Source organism: Marivirga sericea, from assembly GCF_900177665.1.
Taxonomy (GTDB): Bacteria; Bacteroidota; Bacteroidia; order Cytophagales; family Cyclobacteriaceae; genus Marivirga; species Marivirga sericea.
The window spans coordinates 113,437-131,759 of record NZ_FXAW01000007.1; the positions used below are offsets into that span (position 1 = coordinate 113,437).

Sequence of the window (18,323 nt, forward strand, 5' to 3'; positions counted from 1 at the left end):
AGTTTAACTGAAATTAACTACATAAGAACTGTCTTGCTGATCAAAGCTCAAAAACTACTCTACCATCAAAAACCGTCATAGAAACTGCAGCTTCAAGGATCTCATTCTCAGGTACACTCATAATATCTTTGTCAAAAATGGTGAAATCGGCTAATTTACCCACTTCAATAGATCCTTTAATATCTTCTTCAAAAGCGCCATAAGCAGCATCAAGAGTATAAGATCGTAAGGCTTGCTCACGGGTCATTTTTTGTTCCGGCTCATATCCTCCTTCAGGAGTTCCCTCTAGAGTTTTACGACTAACACTAGCATAGAATGAAGCTAAAGGATCAATTGGTTCAACTGGCACATCTGTTCCATTCACAATTGGAACTCCTGATTGTAGCAGGGCTTGCCACATATAAGCGCCTTCTTTTATTCGCTTTTCACCTAATCTATCAATCGCCCAAGGCCTATCCGATGACATATGAACAGCTTGCATAGCAGGAATTACTCCTAATTCAGCAAATCTTGGAATATCATCAGGATGCAAATGTTGTGCATGCTCAATGCGGAATCGATGGTCCTTCGTTTTTTCAGAATTTTCCTTCATGGCCTTTTCATATCGATCCAGAATTTCTTGGTTGGCTCTATCTCCTATTGCATGCGAACATACTTGAAATCCAGTCTCTAGACCTTTTGTAGAGGTAGTATAAACAAAGCTCATAGGTAAAGTTTCATGTCCAAAGTGACCTGGTTGATCAGTATATTCCTTCAAAAGCCAAGCACCTCGGGAACCTAAAGCACCGTCACAATTCAATTTAATAGACCTAATTGTTAAAAGATGCGCACTATCAACCTCTGGTCCTTTTTCATACCATTCATTCAAGAGCTCTTTGTCCCAACCTGTAAGCATTGCATACATTCTCACATCTAACTTACCTTCTGCCTTCATATCTCGATACAGCTGAATATTTTCTCTACCGATACCTGCATCATGAAAACTAGTAATTCCATTTCGGTGACTAGCTTTCACTGCTAATTCAAAAGCTTTTCGATCTTTTTCTGGAGTACTTTCAGGTATGTGCTTAGTAATTAAAGTCATTGCCCTTTCATTAAAGACTCCCGTGGGATTTCCATTTTCATCCCTAAATATCTCTCCTCCTTCAACATCCAAATTAGCCAAACTTTCTTTAGACAAAGGAAGCACTCCTGCAATTTGCATTGCCTTTTGATTGGCCATTCCTGCATGACCACTGGCATGTCTTAGGTAAACTGGATTATTAGGTGAAACTTCACTGATAGCATCATGTAAAGGAAAACCGTTGATGGTATTTTCAGGTAATTCTTTCCACTTGCTTTGATGCCATCCTCTACCTGTAATCCATTGGCCAGGTTCAGCGGCATCTACAGCCTCTTTTACTTTTTGAATGATTTCAGCATAGCTTTTAGTTTGTAATAAATCTACATTCAGCTCATTATAGCCTAAACCCATGAAATGACCATGTCCTTCAATAAATCCAGGAGTCATGGTTTTTCCCGCCAAATCAATTTGTTTTGTTCGCTCAGAAAGATATTTCTCAACCTCCGCTGCATCTCCAGCAAATATGATTTTATTGTCTTTTACGGCAACAGCCTCCACTGTTGGCTGCTTTTCATTAACTGTGTAAATAGTGCCTCCTTTTATGATCAAGTCTGCGGTTTCTTGCTGATCCTGGCAGCTTAGCAAGCTAAGGATAGCGACTAAGGAAAGTAAAATCTTTATCTTCATAGTATTAACATTAAAATTTTGATTGAAAGTAATTTTAAAAAGCATAAAATACAATAAAGATTATTTGAATGGAAAAGCTTTACACCCATGGTCACACTTTATAGCAGTCTGAATGAGCTCAACCCTTCGGTAATGAGCTCAGTATTATTTTCTCAAGACTTGAGCTGCTTCTTTAGCAAAATAACTTAGAATTACATCTGCACCAGCTCTTTTGATACTCAATAAACTTTCCATCATAGCAGCTTCTCCATCTAACCAGCCTTTTTCAGCAGCTGCTTTTACGAGACTATATTCACCACTTACATTATAGGCTGCTATTGGTAATTCATTATTCTCTTTCAGCAGATGAATCACATCTAAATACGCCAGCGCAGGTTTCACCATCAAAAAATCAGCTCCTTCCTGTGCATCCAATTCGGCTTCAATCAAAGCCTCATATTTATTGGCAGGATTCATTTGATAGGTCTTTTTATCACCAGATTTCGGAGCAGAATCCAAAGCATCACGAAATGGGCCATAAAAAGCCGAAGCATATTTTGCACAATAGCTCATGATAGAAGTATTTTCAAAGCCATTTTCATCCAAAACCTCTCTTATGAACTCTACTCTTCCATCCATCATATCAGAAGGACCAATGATATCAATACCTGTTTCTGCCTGAACTAATGCCATGTCCGCCAAAACATCCAATGTTTCATCATTTAGAATATTGCCGTTCTCATCCACTATTCCGTCATGTCCATCCGTACTATAAGGGTCCATTGCCACATCTGTCATAATGCACGCTTCAGGAAATTTAGATTTGATTTCCTTTAAGGCTTTGATGTAAAAGAAATTTTCATCCGCACTTTTGCTTGCCATTTTATCTTTATGTTTCTCCTCGACAACTGGAAATACATCAAAAGCTTTCACACCCAATTGCAAACACTCCTCTATCTCTTTGAGCATCAAATCAACTGTGAATCGATAAATCCCAGGCATACTGTCGACAGCTACTTTCTTGTTTTTTCCCTCAAGAAGGAACAATGGAAAAATGAAGTCTTTTGTAGTTAGAGTAGTTTCTTCGACCATTTCGCGAATAGCGGCTGACTTACGATTTCTTCTCGGACGTATTAACATAATTACGATTTTTTGATGAGTCAAAGTTAAGCTTTTATGAAATGAAAAATGGAATAAGGATTAAGAAAATCATGCAATCATCAATGACTTCTTCTTTTCAGTTCATAAAAAAATAAAATCTCAGAGATGGGATATGTTTCTATTTATCATATTTACCTTATACTTTTGTGTACGTTTTAATTTTCAAGAATATGCGCCAAATAGTTTTCATTTTTATTGTATCAGTATTCAGTGCTTGTCAGCAATTACCCAAAGAAAAGAAGCTGGATGCTGCAGAAAAATTGTCACTACAATTGGGAAACGCCACCTTGTGGTTTCAGCAGTCTGCTGAAATGGAAGCTGCTTATTTGCAAGCCTATGATAAAGGCAAAATGCTCCTAAAAATAAAAATGGATACACTTTCCTCATCAGGATTAAAACCAGCAGTGGTATTGGATTTGGATGAAACGGTTTTAGATAATAGTCCTTATGAGGCTCGTTTATTTTTACAAGGAGAAAGTTATGGTTCCAAAAGCTGGGAGAAATGGAGTAAAGAAGGAAAAGCAGTGGCTTTACCAGGCGCTACTGACTTTTTACATTTTGCAGATAGCCTAGGAGTGAAAATATTCTACATCTCTAACAGAAAAATTGGAGTTTTTGAATCTACTCTGAAAAATTTAAAAACACTAAAGCTGCCCCAAGCGGAGAAGGATCATCTGTATTTACGCACCACTAAAAGTGATAAAACGGAAAGAAGAGCAATGATTGAGGCGCATCATGAAATACTTTTATTCGTGGGAGATAACTTGACAGATTACGACCAGAAATTTGCTGAAAGAGACTCCACATTGGGTAGGCAACTAGTCAAAAAATATCAGAAAGAATTATTACATAACTTTATTATGCTTCCGAATCCTATGTATGGAGAATGGGAGTCTGCTCTCTACGAGAATGACTTTTCTAAAAGTACAGAAGAAAAATTAGAGCTAAGAGAGAACGCATTGAATCCTAGAAAATCAAAATAATTCGCATCCTTTTTTCTAAAAGTATTATAATTGCTTTACATCCAGAAAATTAGCAATCTTAAAGAATAAATTTTACTTAGTTGAGTAATTTTCATATTTTGTCTAAATTTTAGTACAAACATGAAGATTCAAAGTGCTGTATTACTATTTCTTGGTGTTACTCTACTACTTCACAGCCAACTTAGTGCCCAATCTCTTAGCTGGTCTGAGGCTCAAAAGCAAAGAACAGCTACTTTGGATTTACACTGGTATATATCTAAACCTTTTATTTACAAAAGCAGAACAGGTAAACCGGAAGGTTTGGAAGTTGAAATTTTAGAATCTTTTCAAGCATATGTTAAAGATAATTACCAAGTAGACTTAACATTAAACTGGGTTGAGTCAAAGAGCTTTCATTATATATTTAATGAAATTGCACGCACTACAAAACCTAATTCCATGGGTGTTTCTGCCTTTTCTATCACTGATGAGAGGAGAAAAAAAGTGAATTTTACGAATCCATATTTAACAGATGTAGCAGTCTTGGTCTCAAGTAAAGGGACACCCATAGTCAGAACACTGGGAGAAATCAATAAAATGATGCAGGATATGACAGCTGTGACCATAAGAGGAACAACTTATGAACAATTTCTATTAAACTTAAGAAAACAGCTAAATACTGATTTTGATATCCTATACATAGGATCAGATAAAAATATACTTGATGAGATCAGCAAAACAGATGACCGATTTGGATTCATTGATCTACCCATTTACTTGATGCTGATTAAGACAGGAGGTACTCTAACACGTCAAAATTTCTTTACAATAAAAGGTAATGGGTACGGGTTTATAACCCCTTCCAAAAGTGACTGGACGACTATTTTCAACGAATTTCTCTCAGAGCCAAAGACAACTATGAAATTGGCAACAATCACTTCAAAATACATGGGGCCTGAGCTCTACAATTTTATAGACGGGCTGTATAGTGAGAATAATCTGGGTGCATCAATTCTAACCAAGGAAAAAGAAATCCAACTACAGCAGTTGAGAAAGACCAATTTGCTTTTGGAAAAGGAAAAAAATAGTAGAAGCACATTTATAATAATTACACTTGTTTCAATAATCTTATTGGGAATCATAATTGCCTTATTTTACCGCGAGCAAAAAATCTCTAAATTATTAAGTAAGAAAAACAAACAAATCGAGCAACAACAAAAGAGCATTCAAAGTAAAAATGAGAAATTACATAATCGGAATTTACAGCTTACGGGTCTCAATGAAGAAAAAAATAATCTGGTCAAAATTTTAGCTCATGATTTAAGGTCACCCATCAATCAAATTACGGGTTTATTAGACATATTAAAACTAAGTCATAGCCACTTTAGTAAAGATGAAGAAAAAATAATTCATCAAGTACAGGATTCTGCACAAAGATTAAATCAAATGATTTCGAAAATCTTAGATTTTGATGCTTTGGAAGGCAATCGAATGAAAGTAATAACAGAGGAAATTGAAGTAAAAGAACTATTGCAAACTGTAGAAAAAGAGTTGCAGGTGATAGCTAGTAAGAAAAATACTACTGTTCACTATAAAACAGATAGAAATTTACGATTTAAGTCGGATCATCTGTTTCTCACTCAAATCTTAGAGAACATCATTGTAAATGCTATTAAATTTTCGGATCCTGGCAGCAAAATTAGTGTTAACGCTAAAATTGAAAAAGATAAAATTATCTTTTCGATCAAAGATGATGGTCCAGGCCTTACCGAAGAAGACAAAGCACTAATTTTTAAGAAATTCCAAAAGTTAAGTGCAAAACCAACAGGAGGAGAAAATTCAACCGGATTGGGATTATCAATTGTTAAAAAATATATTGATTTATTGGATGGAGAAGTTTGGGTTGAATCAGAAAAAGGACAAGGAAGTACTTTTTTTGTAGCACTTCCAATAGAGTAAATCTCCTCTTAAGATTGACTCTTCAATTGTTTTTTCAATGCCTCATTTTCCTTTTGTGAATCTGCCAGCATTTGCTCATAGTCTTTTTGTGTTCGTTGCATTTCTTCTTGAGTAGCAGATAACTCTTCCATATTCTGACGCATTTCCTCCTCTTGAGCTCTCATTTCTTCCGTTTGCTGCTGAGACTGCTCATAAAGTTCCGTGGTTTTCTGATTAACTTTAGCCGTATTTAGCGCAACAGCAATGCTTTCTCCTGCTTTCTCTATAAATTCTTGCTCGTACCCTTTTAGGATCCTAAAGCTTGCTAATTCAATCACTCCCTCAATCGTTTCGTCTCTTTTTACTGGTGTAATCACAATTGATCTTGGATTAGCGTCTCCCAAACCAGATTTAATGTTGATATAATCTTCAGGGACCTCCGTTAAGTAAATGCTATCTTTTTCCTGATATGACTGTCCTATTAGACCTTCTCCAGGTTGAATTCTCTTTTTGATTTTCTTACGTCTATCGTAAGCATAACAACCTTCTAACTCAAGAAAAATGTCATCACCCTCTTCTTTGACAATAAAAAAACCTCCTTGATTGAGCTTCATATATTTTACTAGAAACTCAATCACCTCATAAGTTAAATCTTGCAAGTTGCTCCCATTATCTCTAATGATATTAGAGAGTTCTGCTAATCCTTTATTGGTAAAACGTTCTTGCTCTTCCCGAGTAGCACTTTTCTTTAAGCTCTCTTTCATTTCAATCAGAGCACCACTTAACGGGTCGTCTTCGTTCAAATCAAATTCTTTTTCATAATTATTGTTAGCAATCTCTTTTGCGAAAAGAATATTAGTTCTGGTAACTTCCGCTTGTACTTCACTTTCAATCAATTTCTGAAAAAGAAATTTTGAACGAGAACGGCTATTAATAGAATACACTCCGGCAATAATAACAGCGACAACAACCAGTCCCACATGGAATAAAAAGGTCTGGAAATCCATATAGTCCAACTGAGTGAAATAAATTGATTGATAAGATTCATTATTGTTCACAAATCCCAAGTACTGAATATAAGCAAATGCACCATGGTGAATTGCAATAAAAAGAGTAGCCGGCAAAAATACTTTGTAATTCTGATAGGCCATCAAAACAATGATGGCAACAAATGCAGTAAAATGCATTTCAAATAAACCATGCATCTGGTAAATAAATTGCGCCATAAAAATACCTAGCAATAAGCTGCCGATATAATGATGAACGTAAGTTCCTTTTAGTAAAAATTTTACTCCAAAGTATAGGATTAAAGATAACGATCCAACCCCCAAGCCCACTAACCATGTGTCATAAAAGAATGCTAAAAACAAACCGAAAAGGAAATATCCGGCAATGGTTATTTCCAATACCCTATCTGCTCTTTTATATATTTCATCATAATAGGGTTTAAACCTTTTCTTATCAATTGCTGTCATAAACTTAAAAAGTTAAAAAATTTATCAAATCTAGTATTCGTATTACCATTCGCGGGGAGCTCGCACCCATAAGCAACAGTTGCGAGTTCAGGAAACACAGGTGCTTGCCGATCTTCTACCATGGCCGAGAGTGCTAGACTTGCAAATTTAGTGTTTTGAGTAGTGCAAAAACGTGCTTTATTATAGTTCCCGCTAAAATAAATTTGTTGGTTCTTTATCAAAACTGCTTGAGGTGTACTGTATACTCCTAATTTTTTAGCGATGAGTCCTTCGTGATCTAGATAAATATCAATTCCCATATCGTACTTTTCTACGAAATCTTTGACTTCACTGTCCTCCTCACCAACTGTTTCCAAAACTGCCAAAAATTTCACTCTTGACTCATATTGAATAACAAGATTCTGAAATTCTTTGATATTAAATCGTGAACACGGACAATCAAAATTGTAGAAATGAATAAAAAGCTGATCAGCGGACGTCAATCCTAACATCGAGATCACATCATCGGGAATCGAATCTCCTGTTTGAACAGTAATATGATTAGAAGGGACAGGCGTAGGTTTGGAAAATTTCCATTCCTGTTCCCAAAAAAGAAACCCTATCACTGAAAGGATAGATATGGTTAATAAAACCGCCAAAAGTATTCTCATATAATATTTCCCTATTCGTGTTGAAGCTACTACTTTTTATTCAAATTTGTTTGTATAAATACGAATTAATATAGGGATCTGGATTACAGACAAGTAAGAAAACTTGAGCAATCTCATCCGACATAAAAAAGTCAACATTAAATAAATGAAATCTAATGCTGACAGTTCTTTCTTTTTATGGGAGATCTAGGCTAGTATTTATCAGGTCTGTTTTGCTGCCTATCCTTCACTTTCTCTTTGGCTTTCCTCACATGTCTTTTCGCTACTTCATAGCAATCTTGGCCTGCCGAAACAAAATCAGACCCTTCACCTGAAACAAAGATATCGTTCCCAGGTAGAAATATTTTCGCATCTACTGTTTTTTCTCCGTCCTCATCATTGGTATTTGATTTGAGATATAAATCGATTCCTACTATTTGATCATTATATTTTGACAATTTATTGAACATTTCACGCATGTGATCATTCAATTCTTGGCTTATATTAAAATCTACAGGTTCTAATGTAATATTCATTATGATAAGTTGTTTTGGTATAAATCTGATGTTTCTATGGTTTCGGCAATTTGCCTTAAGTCAGCGAGCATATTAAAAACCTGCTGATGTCCTACCTCTGCTTCTTGATTGTAGCGTGCATTTCTAAAAGCAACCAAAGGTTCCAAATTAATTTCTCCAGGAAGCTTTTGATTTTCCGACAGTTCTCGTGCAGCCTGCCCAATTTCTTGCAGATATTCATAAACCGTTTCTTTAACCGGCTCATTTTTTCTAAAATCCTCATAATCCATGCCATCAGTCTGCGCATTGACTTGAGCTATGTTATCTACTATTCTGTTTAAATGTTGAATTGTTTCTTGTAATTGCATCATACTATATTAAGCGATTACAAGAGGGTTTTGTTGCAGATCAGTATGTCTTATCTTGACTGTAGCTAGTTATTTTTGGAGCTTAAATATTGACTATCAACTAGAAACAACTTCTTTTCTTTTTAAATTTTCACAATTTTCAATCGTACAATCCCCGTAAAAAACTAAAGAATGATGTTTAATTTCAGAGCCTACAGATTTCCCTACACGCTTTTTGATTTCTTCAATGCTAGGGTCTAGGAACTCTTTAATCTTTAAGCAGTTATTGCAAACCAAATGATCATGATGTTCATAGGTGAGTGCAGGCTCATATAATGCATTTTTATCTTTAAAATTATGTTTAACAACCAAACCGCATTCCACTAATAAATCGATGGAGTTGTAAACAGTAGCGCGAGAAATGGTGTATTCCTTGTTGCGCATTCTTAAAAAAAGAGTTTCTACATCTATGTGCTCATCCTGTGGCAAATAATATAACTCCTCCAAAACAGAATAACGCTCAGCCGTTTTCCTCAAATTTTGGTCATTCAAATATTCATCCAATATATTTTTTGCTCGCTGCAAAATTTCCTTCATCACCGGTTTAGACATCGACATCCTATAGTTCTTTTATTAATAAGGTCTAAGTTAGGTTTTGAATACGAAGTTTAAAATATCATGGCCGAATTTTATTGAAGTTTAAAGCCATTCTAAACAATTTTTTTTTCAATTAAGCCTGCCGTTACTTACTAAAGTCTTTAATTTTTACTAGATTAACGAATGATTAATCTCAAGCCGAAGCCTGACTTATGTCATGTTTTTGGAGCTCGGCAGCTATTACTTTTGGAAAAGAAAAAATTAGCGATTAATGAGTACGTCAACAGCAAAAAGCCAACACCTAGAATGTCACCACTGTGGTGAGCAGTGCGATCAGGAGCTCATAAAGAGTAATGATCAAAATTTCTGCTGCGAAGGTTGTAGGATGGTATACGAAATATTGCTGGAAAATGACCTCGATAATTTCTACTGTGTTGCCGAGTCCCCAGGTGTGAGCTCAAAAAAGAAAAAATCGGAAAATTTTGAATTCCTTAAAGATGAGGCTTTTGCTAACAGTCTTTTAGATTTCCAAAATGAAGAAATCAGTAAGGTAAGATTCTATATTCCCGCTATCCATTGCAGCGCTTGTATTTGGCTTTTGGAAAAGCTGTATAAACTGCACGCTGGTATTATTAGTAGTCGTGTAGATTTCAATAAGAAAACGGTCATCATCTCATTCAATCATCTGGAAATTTCCTTATTGGAGTTAGTTAAGATGTTGGATTCAATAGCCTACACTCCTGATATTCAATTAGATAATAAAACATCCAACTCTTCTCCTTATAGAAGAATATGGTTGCAAATCGGTATTGCAGGCTTTGTATTTGGAAACAGTATGCTTTTCAGTTTGCCTGAATATTTCGGTCTCAATATATTTAATGACGATATCATATCAAAAATATTCCCGTTTCTTAATGCTCTATTAGCCCTTCCTATAGTCTTTTTTTCAGCCCAAGATTACTTCAAGTCTGCTTGGGGTGCGATAAAGCAAAGCCAAATCAATATGGATGTACCTATTAGCTTGGGCATCATCACATTATTTACCTATAGCTACTATATTATTTTTTATCAGTCTGGCCTTGGGTACATTGATTCACTTTCAGGCCTTGTATTTTTTCTTCTTTTAGGGAAATATTACCAGCAAAAAACTTTTGATCATTTAAGATTTGACCGTGATATTCAATCTTTCTTTCCATTATCAGTAACCAAGATAAATGGTCAGCATGAGGAGCAAGTACTCCTCAATAGCATCATCCCTTCTGATATCTTAAAAATCAGAAATGAAGAGATCATTCCAGCCGACAGCCTTTTAATTTCAGATGAAGCGTCAATTGATTACAGTTTTGTAACGGGGGAATCCTTACCAGAAATTAAACAAAAGGAAGAACTGTTATATGCTGGTGGCAGATTGAAAGGTGCTTCCATTTTAGTTCAAGTCAAGAAAAGCCCTTCTCAAAGTTACTTAGCTCAACTTTGGGATGATGAATCTATCCAAAAAGGCGCAAAAGCCCAAGTCCAAAGTACTGCAGATAAAATCAGTAAATATTTCACTTCTGTTGTGGTAGCCATTGCATTCATTTCGCTGGCCAGCTGGATCTATTTAGGGGATTTTGAAAGTGGTATCAGAGCATTCACCACTGTACTCATTGTGGCTTGTCCATGTGCATTGGCACTCGCAACTCCTGTCACTTTAGGTTATGCCATGCGCGTATTGAGCAAAGCGGGATTTTTCGTGAAAAGTACTCAATCAGTAGAAGACTTATCAAAAATTGACGCTATAGTTTTTGATAAAACAGGCACACTTACTTATTCAGATAAAGCAGAGGTGGTTTTTGATGGAAACATGCCAGAACATAAAGTTCTAGCTGCAGTAAAAACACTTTTTAATCAGTCCAAACATCCGTTGAGTCAGATTATATGCAACTGGCTTCCATACTATCCTTCGCAACAAATTGAAGATTATAAAGAAATCAGCGGGCAAGGTATTAGTGCTAAAGTAAATGGACAAATCATCAAATTAGGTAAGAAACAATTTGTGGATAATCAAGCGACTGATTTTGATAGGAAAGCCAACAGCTCTCAAGTATTTATCAATGTAGATGGCTTAACCTACGGCTGTTTTAATGTGAAACATGTCTTCAGAGAAAACATTGGTAACTTATTTAACAGCTTAAAGACTGATTATAAATTAAATCTTCTTTCAGGAGACCAAGCAGCTGAGAAAGAATATTTAAGCCAATGGTTAGCTGAAGAAAGTATGCATTTTGAACAACTTCCTGGAGACAAAAAGGAGTTCATTACCAAATGGCAAAATGCCCAACAGAAAGTCTTAATGGCAGGAGATGGCTTGAATGATTCAGCTGCTTTAAGAAAAAGTGATTTTGGCTTAGCTATTACAGAATCAACCCGTCAATTCAGTCCTGCATGTGACGGCATTCTTTTGGGTGAAAACTTAAAGCAATTACCTCATATCATGAAATTTTCAAAAGCTTCTTTCAAGTTAGTGATTGCGGGCTTTATACTCTCTTTTTTTTATAATGTGGTGGGCTTGAGTTTTGCCATTCAAGCACTTTTATCACCTGTAATTGCTGCTATACTAATGCCTATTAGTTCATTTTCAGTGGTGCTTTTAGCTACGCTAGGAACACGATACTTAGCAGGTAAATATCTAACTACAACGGAAAAGAGCAATAATTTATGAACATACTAGTAATTCTAATTATCGTGAGTTTGATAGTGGCAAGCGGCTTTTTGGTGGCTTTTATTTGGGCTGTTCGTTCTGGACAATTCGATGATGCATCAACGCCATCTTACCGCATGCTCTGGGATGACGACATCACTAAGAAAGAAAATAAATCGAGTAATCAATCAACAAATCATAAACAAAAATCACATGGAAATTGAAAAGTTTCATTATGACAACAAAGTCGTCAAATACTTTGCGATAGCAACAGTAGTTTGGGGCGCCATCGGGATGCTGGTAGGTCTTTTGGCCGCTACACAGCTATTTGCACCGGAGGCTAATTTAGGTTCGGAGTATACCACCTTCGGTAGAATAAGGCCTTTACACACGAATGCCGTAATATTTGCATTTGTTGGTAATGCCATCTTTGCCGGAGTATATTATTCCATGCAGAGACTATTGAAAACTAGAATGTTCAGCGATGCCCTCTCATGGATAAATATGTGGGGTTGGCAGATTATCATACTTTCTGCTGTTATTACCCTACCGATGGGATTCACTTCTTCTAAAGAATATGCCGAACTAGAATGGCCAATTGATATTGCTATTGCACTCATCTGGGTGGTATTTGGTATTAATATGATTGGTACTATTATCAAAAGAAGAGAAAAACACATGTATGTAGCTATCTGGTTCTACATTGCTTCTTTTGTTACTGTAGCAGTTTTACATATTGTAAATTCCTTTGCGATACCAGTTGACTTTATGAAGAGTTACTCTGCCTTCGCTGGTGTGCAAGATGCATTGGTTCAATGGTGGTATGGTCATAATGCTGTGGCATTCTTCTTAACAACTCCATATTTAGGTTTGATGTATTACTTCTTGCCTAAAGCAGCTAATCGACCAATTTATTCTTATAAATTATCAATTGTCCACTTCTGGGCATTAATCTTCTTGTATATATGGGCAGGTCCACACCACTTATTGTATACTTCTTTACCTGAATGGGCACAAGCCTTAGGTACAGCATTCTCCATTATGTTGATAGCTCCGTCTTGGGGTGGTATGGTGAATGGATTATTAACTTTAAGAGGTGCTTGGGACAAAGTAAAAGAAGATCCCATCTTAAAATTCATGGTGGTTGCAATTACTGCCTACGGTATGGCGGTATTTGAAGGCCCGATGTTATCCTTAAAAAGTGTGAATGCGATTGCGCATTATACGGATTGGATTGTAGCACACGTTCATATTGGCGCTTTGGGCTGGAATGGATTCTTGACTTTCGGTATGCTATATTGGATGATCCCTCAAATGTGGAAAACTAAACTATTCTCTAGAAAATTAGCGAATACACACTTCTGGTTGGGAACATTAGGTATTATATTCTATGCTTTGCCGATGTACGTTTCTGCTTTTACTCAATGGTTAATGTGGAAAGAATTTACTCCAGAAGGAATTTTGCAGTACCCTAATTTCTTGTCTACTACCTTACAAATTATTCCAATGCATATGTTAAGAGCATTTGGTGGCTTACTTTACTTAGTAGGCGTTTTTGTGATGGTTTACAACTTAATCAAAACCGCTAAAGCAGGAAGTTTTGTAGCGAACGAAGCAGCTGAAGCTCCAGCTCTAGAAAAAGCAGTAAGTAAAGGTAAAGAGTACTGGCACCGAGTATGGGAAAGAAAACCTATTTTCTTCACTCTATTAACTACAGTAGCCATATTAATCGGTGGAATTTTCGAACTCATCCCATCATTTATGATGAAGGATAATGAAGCCACCAAAATTGAAGCGGTAAAACCTTATACCCCACTAGAGCTGGAAGGTCGAGATATCTATATCAGTGAGGGCTGTGTAGGTTGTCATTCGCAAATGATTCGCCCTTTCCGATATGAAACAGAACGATATGGTGAATACTCAAAAGCAGGTGAGTACGTCTACGATCATCCGTTCTTATGGGGATCGAAAAGGACCGGACCTGATCTGCATAGAGTGGGTAGCAAATATCCGGACTCTTGGCACTTCAATCATATGTATGATCCAAGATCGATGTCTCCAGGTTCTACTATGCCTCCATACCCTTGGTTACTGGAACAAGCTTACGACTTAGAAGGACTACCGGATAAAATTACGGTTATGAGACAATTAGGAGTACCGTATGAAGAAGGTTTTGAAGAAGATGTTCAGGCGAATGCTATGGCACAAGCCAAAAGTATTGTAAAAAGCTTAGAAGGAGACGGAATTGAAACGGTTCCTGAGGCCAAAATTGTGGCCTTAATTGCCTACTTACAGAGATTAGGTACTGATATAAAAGTTGCAGATAAATAAAATTGAAAAGACATGTTTAAGCACTATTTTGAAACAATTGATAATGTGGAAATTTTTCCCATCATCTCGCTGAGTATATTCTTTATTTTCTTTGTCGGCCTAATTTGGTGGGTGATAAGAGCTGATAAAAGCTATATCAATAAAATGAAATCCTTACCTATGGAAGAGGATGATGTTACATACAAAAATGATTCTAAAAATGAAAAAAGTCACTAAAATGATATGGAGCAGCCTTTTCCTTTTTGGATTGGGTATAACGCCACTTTTTGCACAGGTTGAGGAAGCTGTGCAGGAGTTGGAAATTGAAAAAGTTACCATGTGGGAACAACTCATGCAAACAGAGCAAGGCCGCCTATTACTTTTAATAGGTGGGCTTCTACTTGTCTTGATTGTATTGATGGTTATTATGGCCGTGTTAATGGTAAAAACTGCTGAAATAATACTAGATAAGAAAGCAGCTCAAAAAGGTGTAGAGCGTATTTCTTTCTATCAGCAATTCAAACAGAGATGGATCACAGGTAAATTTAAACCAGTAGGACAGCAAGGCGATATGATGCTGGATCATAATTATGACGGCATCAAGGAAATGGATTATGGAATGCCCCCTTGGTTGAAATACGTTTTCCTTGGAACCTTCATTTTCGCAGTATTTTATGTACCAGCCTTTTTGATTTTTGATATTATTCCAGATCAGCAAACGGAATATCAAGCATCTATTGAAGAAGCTGCCCTAAGAGCTGAAGCTCGTGCAAAAGCAGGAATGATTCAAATCACTGCTGAAACAGCTGAATTGCAAACAGATGAAGCTGTAATGAAGGCCGGGCAGGTTCTATATAAAAAGAATTGCGCTGTTTGCCACAGTGATGATGGTGGCGGAGGCGTAGGCCCTAACTTAACAGATGAATACTGGATACACGGAAATGATATTAAAGGAGTATTTACTACCGTTTCCGAAGGAGTTCCTGCTAAAGGAATGATTCCTTGGAAAGGTAATATGAGCCCAAAGCAGATTCAGGACGTATCCAATTATGTTTTGAGTTTGGTAGGAAGTACTCCTGCTAGTCCAAAAGAACCTCAAGGCGAAATTAGAAAGTTAGAAAAAGCAGAGGAACGAATTGAAGAGAATGTGGATGAATTGCCTGAAGTCAAGGAATTAGTAGAATAAGGTATTGTGAATTAACCTAACAGGTTTTATAAATAATAGTATTTATGCATTGGACGCTAAGTAACCACCTACTATCAGGTATTTTGTCCAAAATCGTATGAATCAGATTAAAATAGACCTGTGAGTTTTTGAAAAGCTCACAGGTCTCTAAACAAAGTGCAGTATGGATAATTTAAATGAAGAGCAATTTAGAGGGCAGCTTGCCACAGTAGGCGAGCAAGGAAAGCGGAATTGGATTTTTCCCAAAAAACCAAAGGGAATATTCCATAACTATAGACGAGTTTTGGCTTGGTTGCTATTAATTTTATTCTTCGCAGGTCCTTTTATTAAAATAGGAGGTCATCCTTTATTGCTGTTCAATATTTTTGATCGTCAGTTTGTAATCTTAGGAAGTGTTTTCTGGCCACAAGACACTCATTTGCTAATATTTTTGCTCCTTATTTTTGTAGTATTTATCCTACTCTTTACGGTGGTCTTTGGTCGGGTATGGTGCGGTTGGGCTTGTCCACAAACCGTATTTATGGAAATGGTTTTCCGGAAAATTGAATATTGGATTGAAGGAGATGCTAACCAACAAAGAAAACTTGCAAAAGCACCTTGGACATGGAACAAAATCTGGAAGAAAACCACTAAACAAGGAGTATTCCTACTCATTAGCTTTTGGGTATCCCATACTTTTATGGCGTATCTCATTGGTATCGGAGAAATGACCGAAGTGATTCAAGCAGGGCCGGAAGCCAACTGGAGTGCCTTTACCGGATTATTGGTCTTTACAGGGATTTTCTATTTTGTCTTTTCTTACTTCCGAGAGCAGGCCTGTACTGTAATTTGTCCATACGGACGATTACAAGGCGTTTTCCTCGATAAAAAATCCATTGTGGTGATTTATGACTGGTTAAGAGGTGAACCAAGAGGAAAATTAAAAAAGAACGAGCCTCAGGCAGATAAAGGAGACTGCATTGACTGTAACTTATGCGTTCAAGTTTGCCCAACAGGTATCGATATCCGCAACGGGACTCAAATGGAGTGTGTCAATTGTACCGCATGCATTGATGCTTGCGATGAGGTAATGACTAAAATCGATAAACCGAAAGGTTTGATCCGATTTGACTCTGAAGAAGGTGTGGAGAGAAAAACAAAGAAGTTAATTACACCGAGAGTATTAGCTTATTCAGTGGTATTAGCCATTTTAGTGGGTGCAATGGGCTTCTTACTTGTGGGAAGAGCGCCTATCGAAGTAACTATGACTAGGACGCCCGGATCCATTTATCAGATAAAAAATGATTCTATTATCAGTAATATGTATCAAATGGAGATGATTAATAAGTCTTTTGATCCGATGAATTTAACTTATAAAGTGAAACCAAAATCTGCTAGCTTATTTTTTCCCTCAGGACCTATAGAAGTTTTGAGCGGGCAAGAAAAAGATGAAGTTTATGTTTTTGTGGAAATGACTAGAAAAGAATTTGCACAAATAGACGAAAAAATACAAGTTGAGATTTACAGGGATAATGAATTAATCCAAACCATTGATTCAAGATTTCCTGGACCTAACACATTTAGCAAGAAATAATCATGAACTGGGGAAATAAAATAACATTAGTATTCGTAGGTTTCGTAATCCTGATAATCACGATGGTGATTTTTAGTATGAAGCAAGAATTCCATATGGTGGAAGAGAATTATTACGAGGAAGAGATTGCCTACCAAGGCAAAATGGATGAAATCCGAAATGGCAATGATTGGAAAGGGGTAGTCTCCGTGAAGCAGGAAGGCGGCAATTTGGCTTTGCAATTTGAAGGAGCTGCAAAGGTCAACGGAAAAATTCAATTTTATAGACCATCTGATGCTGATTTAGACTTTTTTGTTCCAATCAGCGAGGAAATCAACATCCCTATTGAAAAATTCAAGGCAGGAAATTGGAAAGTTTCCTTTAATTGGGAAGCTGATGAAAAAAAATACTTTAAAGAAGAACAAATTTTCATTCAACGTTAAAAATGATTTGGGCAGCATTGAGCATAGGTCTATTAGGTGGGATTCATTGCACTTTTATGTGTGCGCCACTTATGCTGGGAGTATTTCGTAATCAATCGATGGCCTGGGGATTTGCTGCTTACCAAACTGGAAGAATCACTACTTATATTATTCTGGGGCTAGCCTTAGCTTTTGTAGGAGAAAGTTTATCCATTCTAGGTTGGCAAAATAGCCTATCCATCATCATGGCCATTTTCATAGTTTATTTTTATGTATTGCCTGCTCGCTATCGATTTTTGAAATTTATCAATAAAATAGAGTCCGTTCCTTATCAAAAAGTAAAGAATGGATTTAAAAAGTATATCGGGAAACAGGATATTTTATCTAGATTCTCAATAGGCCTGCTAAATGGGCTTTTGCCATGCGGTCTAGTCTATTTAGCACTTTTGAGTTCATTCGCTACTGAAACTATAATGGATTCTGTGGTTTTTATGGCTGTGTTTGGATTAGGAACCTTACCCTGGCTGATAGGAAGCGTTTGGGCTGGAAAAATAACCTTCAGAAAACTAAATGGTATCACACAGAAATTAAGACCTGCATTAGCATTAACATTAGCCTTATTTCTTTTCTTAAGAGGATTGGAAGTGCAATTTATTCATATACCGCTTCCTGATTTGGGGCAAGCACAAACTACCATGGATATTCCCATTTGTGGAAAGCCTTGAAAAGGTATTTTTATAACTTACCAACTAGCCTTCCAAAATCCTATAAATTCCATACTTTTGTGGTACAACTGGATTTGATCCGTTTTTAAGATAAT

General features: G+C 36.5%; 17 protein-coding genes. 10 read left to right on the forward strand and 7 right to left on the reverse strand.

What is annotated here, in order from left to right; genetic code table 11:
• Positions 1-40: 40 nt before the first annotated feature.
• A complete protein-coding gene (locus tag B9Y84_RS15860; protein WP_085518524.1) occupies positions 41-1,750 on the reverse strand; it encodes an amidohydrolase in 1,710 nt (569 codons plus the stop codon).
• Positions 1,751-1,894: 144 nt separating this feature from the next.
• Entirely contained in the window at positions 1,895-2,869 is a 975-nt protein-coding gene (gene hemB / locus B9Y84_RS15865) for a porphobilinogen synthase (protein ID WP_085518371.1), read from the reverse strand.
• A gap of 191 nt (positions 2,870-3,060) precedes the next feature.
• On the opposite strand from hemB, the gene B9Y84_RS15870 reads away from it, so the two are divergent.
• On the forward strand, positions 3,061-3,873 hold the full coding sequence (locus tag B9Y84_RS15870) for a 5'-nucleotidase, lipoprotein e(P4) family (protein WP_085518372.1): 813 nt from the start codon (positions 3,061-3,063) through the stop codon (positions 3,871-3,873).
• Between the two features lie 120 nt (positions 3,874-3,993).
• The gene (locus tag B9Y84_RS15875) at positions 3,994-5,811 is read left to right on the forward strand and encodes an ATP-binding protein (protein ID WP_085518373.1); all 1,818 of its coding nucleotides are present in this window, start codon (positions 3,994-3,996) and stop codon (positions 5,809-5,811) included.
• Between the two features lie 8 nt (positions 5,812-5,819).
• Here the strand turns inward: B9Y84_RS15875 and B9Y84_RS15880 are convergent, their stop codons facing one another.
• The 5 genes from B9Y84_RS15880 to B9Y84_RS15900 all read right to left on the reverse strand — a co-directional run bounded on the left by B9Y84_RS15880 (position 5,820) and on the right by B9Y84_RS15900 (position 9,353).
• Positions 5,820-7,265, reverse strand: coding sequence for a GAF domain-containing protein (locus tag B9Y84_RS15880; protein WP_085518374.1), 1,446 nt, complete (start codon positions 7,263-7,265; stop codon positions 5,820-5,822).
• Positions 7,262-7,915, reverse strand: a complete 654-nt coding sequence (locus B9Y84_RS15885) for a TlpA family protein disulfide reductase (protein ID WP_085518375.1) — start codon at positions 7,913-7,915, stop codon at positions 7,262-7,264. Before B9Y84_RS15885 ends, B9Y84_RS15880 begins: the two co-directional genes overlap by 4 nt.
• Positions 7,916-8,106: 191 nt before the next feature.
• Entirely contained in the window at positions 8,107-8,430 is a 324-nt protein-coding gene (gene hpf / locus B9Y84_RS15890) for a ribosome hibernation-promoting factor, HPF/YfiA family (RefSeq protein ID WP_085518376.1), read from the reverse strand.
• Positions 8,430-8,780 (reverse strand): ribonuclease HepT family protein, encoded by a 351-nt coding sequence (locus B9Y84_RS15895; RefSeq protein WP_085518377.1) that lies wholly within the window; start codon positions 8,778-8,780, stop codon positions 8,430-8,432. Before B9Y84_RS15895 ends, hpf begins: the two co-directional genes overlap by 1 nt.
• 93 nt (positions 8,781-8,873) lie before the next feature.
• Positions 8,874-9,353, reverse strand: a complete 480-nt coding sequence (locus B9Y84_RS15900; RefSeq protein ID WP_245830874.1) for a Fur family transcriptional regulator — start codon at positions 9,351-9,353, stop codon at positions 8,874-8,876.
• A 271-nt stretch (positions 9,354-9,624) separates the two neighbouring features.
• Between B9Y84_RS15900 and B9Y84_RS15905 the strand changes: the two genes are divergently transcribed.
• From B9Y84_RS15905 to B9Y84_RS15940, 8 genes are all read left to right on the forward strand, one after another.
• Positions 9,625-12,054: a heavy metal translocating P-type ATPase gene (locus B9Y84_RS15905; protein WP_085518379.1), complete on the forward strand. Its 2,430-nt coding sequence runs from the start codon at positions 9,625-9,627 to the stop codon at positions 12,052-12,054.
• Complete coding sequence (gene ccoS, locus B9Y84_RS15910; protein WP_085518380.1) at positions 12,051-12,257, forward strand: cbb3-type cytochrome oxidase assembly protein CcoS; 207 nt, start codon at positions 12,051-12,053, stop codon at positions 12,255-12,257. The genes B9Y84_RS15905 and ccoS overlap by 4 nt, the downstream gene beginning before the upstream one ends.
• Positions 12,247-14,364, forward strand: a complete 2,118-nt coding sequence (gene ccoN / locus B9Y84_RS15915) for a cytochrome-c oxidase, cbb3-type subunit I (RefSeq protein ID WP_085518381.1) — start codon at positions 12,247-12,249, stop codon at positions 14,362-14,364. Before ccoS ends, ccoN begins: the two co-directional genes overlap by 11 nt.
• A 12-nt stretch (positions 14,365-14,376) precedes the next feature.
• Positions 14,377-14,580, forward strand: coding sequence for a cytochrome C oxidase Cbb3 (locus B9Y84_RS15920; protein WP_085518382.1), 204 nt, complete (start codon positions 14,377-14,379; stop codon positions 14,578-14,580).
• A complete protein-coding gene (locus tag B9Y84_RS15925; protein ID WP_176223815.1) occupies positions 14,564-15,529 on the forward strand; it encodes a c-type cytochrome in 966 nt (321 codons plus the stop codon). The genes B9Y84_RS15920 and B9Y84_RS15925 overlap by 17 nt, the downstream gene beginning before the upstream one ends.
• Before the next feature lie 163 nt (positions 15,530-15,692).
• On the forward strand, positions 15,693-17,102 hold the full coding sequence (gene ccoG, locus B9Y84_RS15930; RefSeq protein WP_085518384.1) for a cytochrome c oxidase accessory protein CcoG: 1,410 nt from the start codon (positions 15,693-15,695) through the stop codon (positions 17,100-17,102).
• A gap of 2 nt (positions 17,103-17,104) precedes the next feature.
• Positions 17,105-17,524 carry a FixH family protein gene (locus B9Y84_RS15935; protein WP_085518385.1) on the forward strand — a complete coding sequence of 140 codons (420 nt, stop codon included), beginning with the start codon at positions 17,105-17,107 and terminating at the stop codon, positions 17,522-17,524.
• A 2-nt stretch (positions 17,525-17,526) separates the two neighbouring features.
• On the forward strand, positions 17,527-18,228 hold the full coding sequence (locus B9Y84_RS15940) for a sulfite exporter TauE/SafE family protein (RefSeq protein ID WP_085518386.1): 702 nt from the start codon (positions 17,527-17,529) through the stop codon (positions 18,226-18,228).
• Positions 18,229-18,323: the final 95 nt, after the last annotated feature.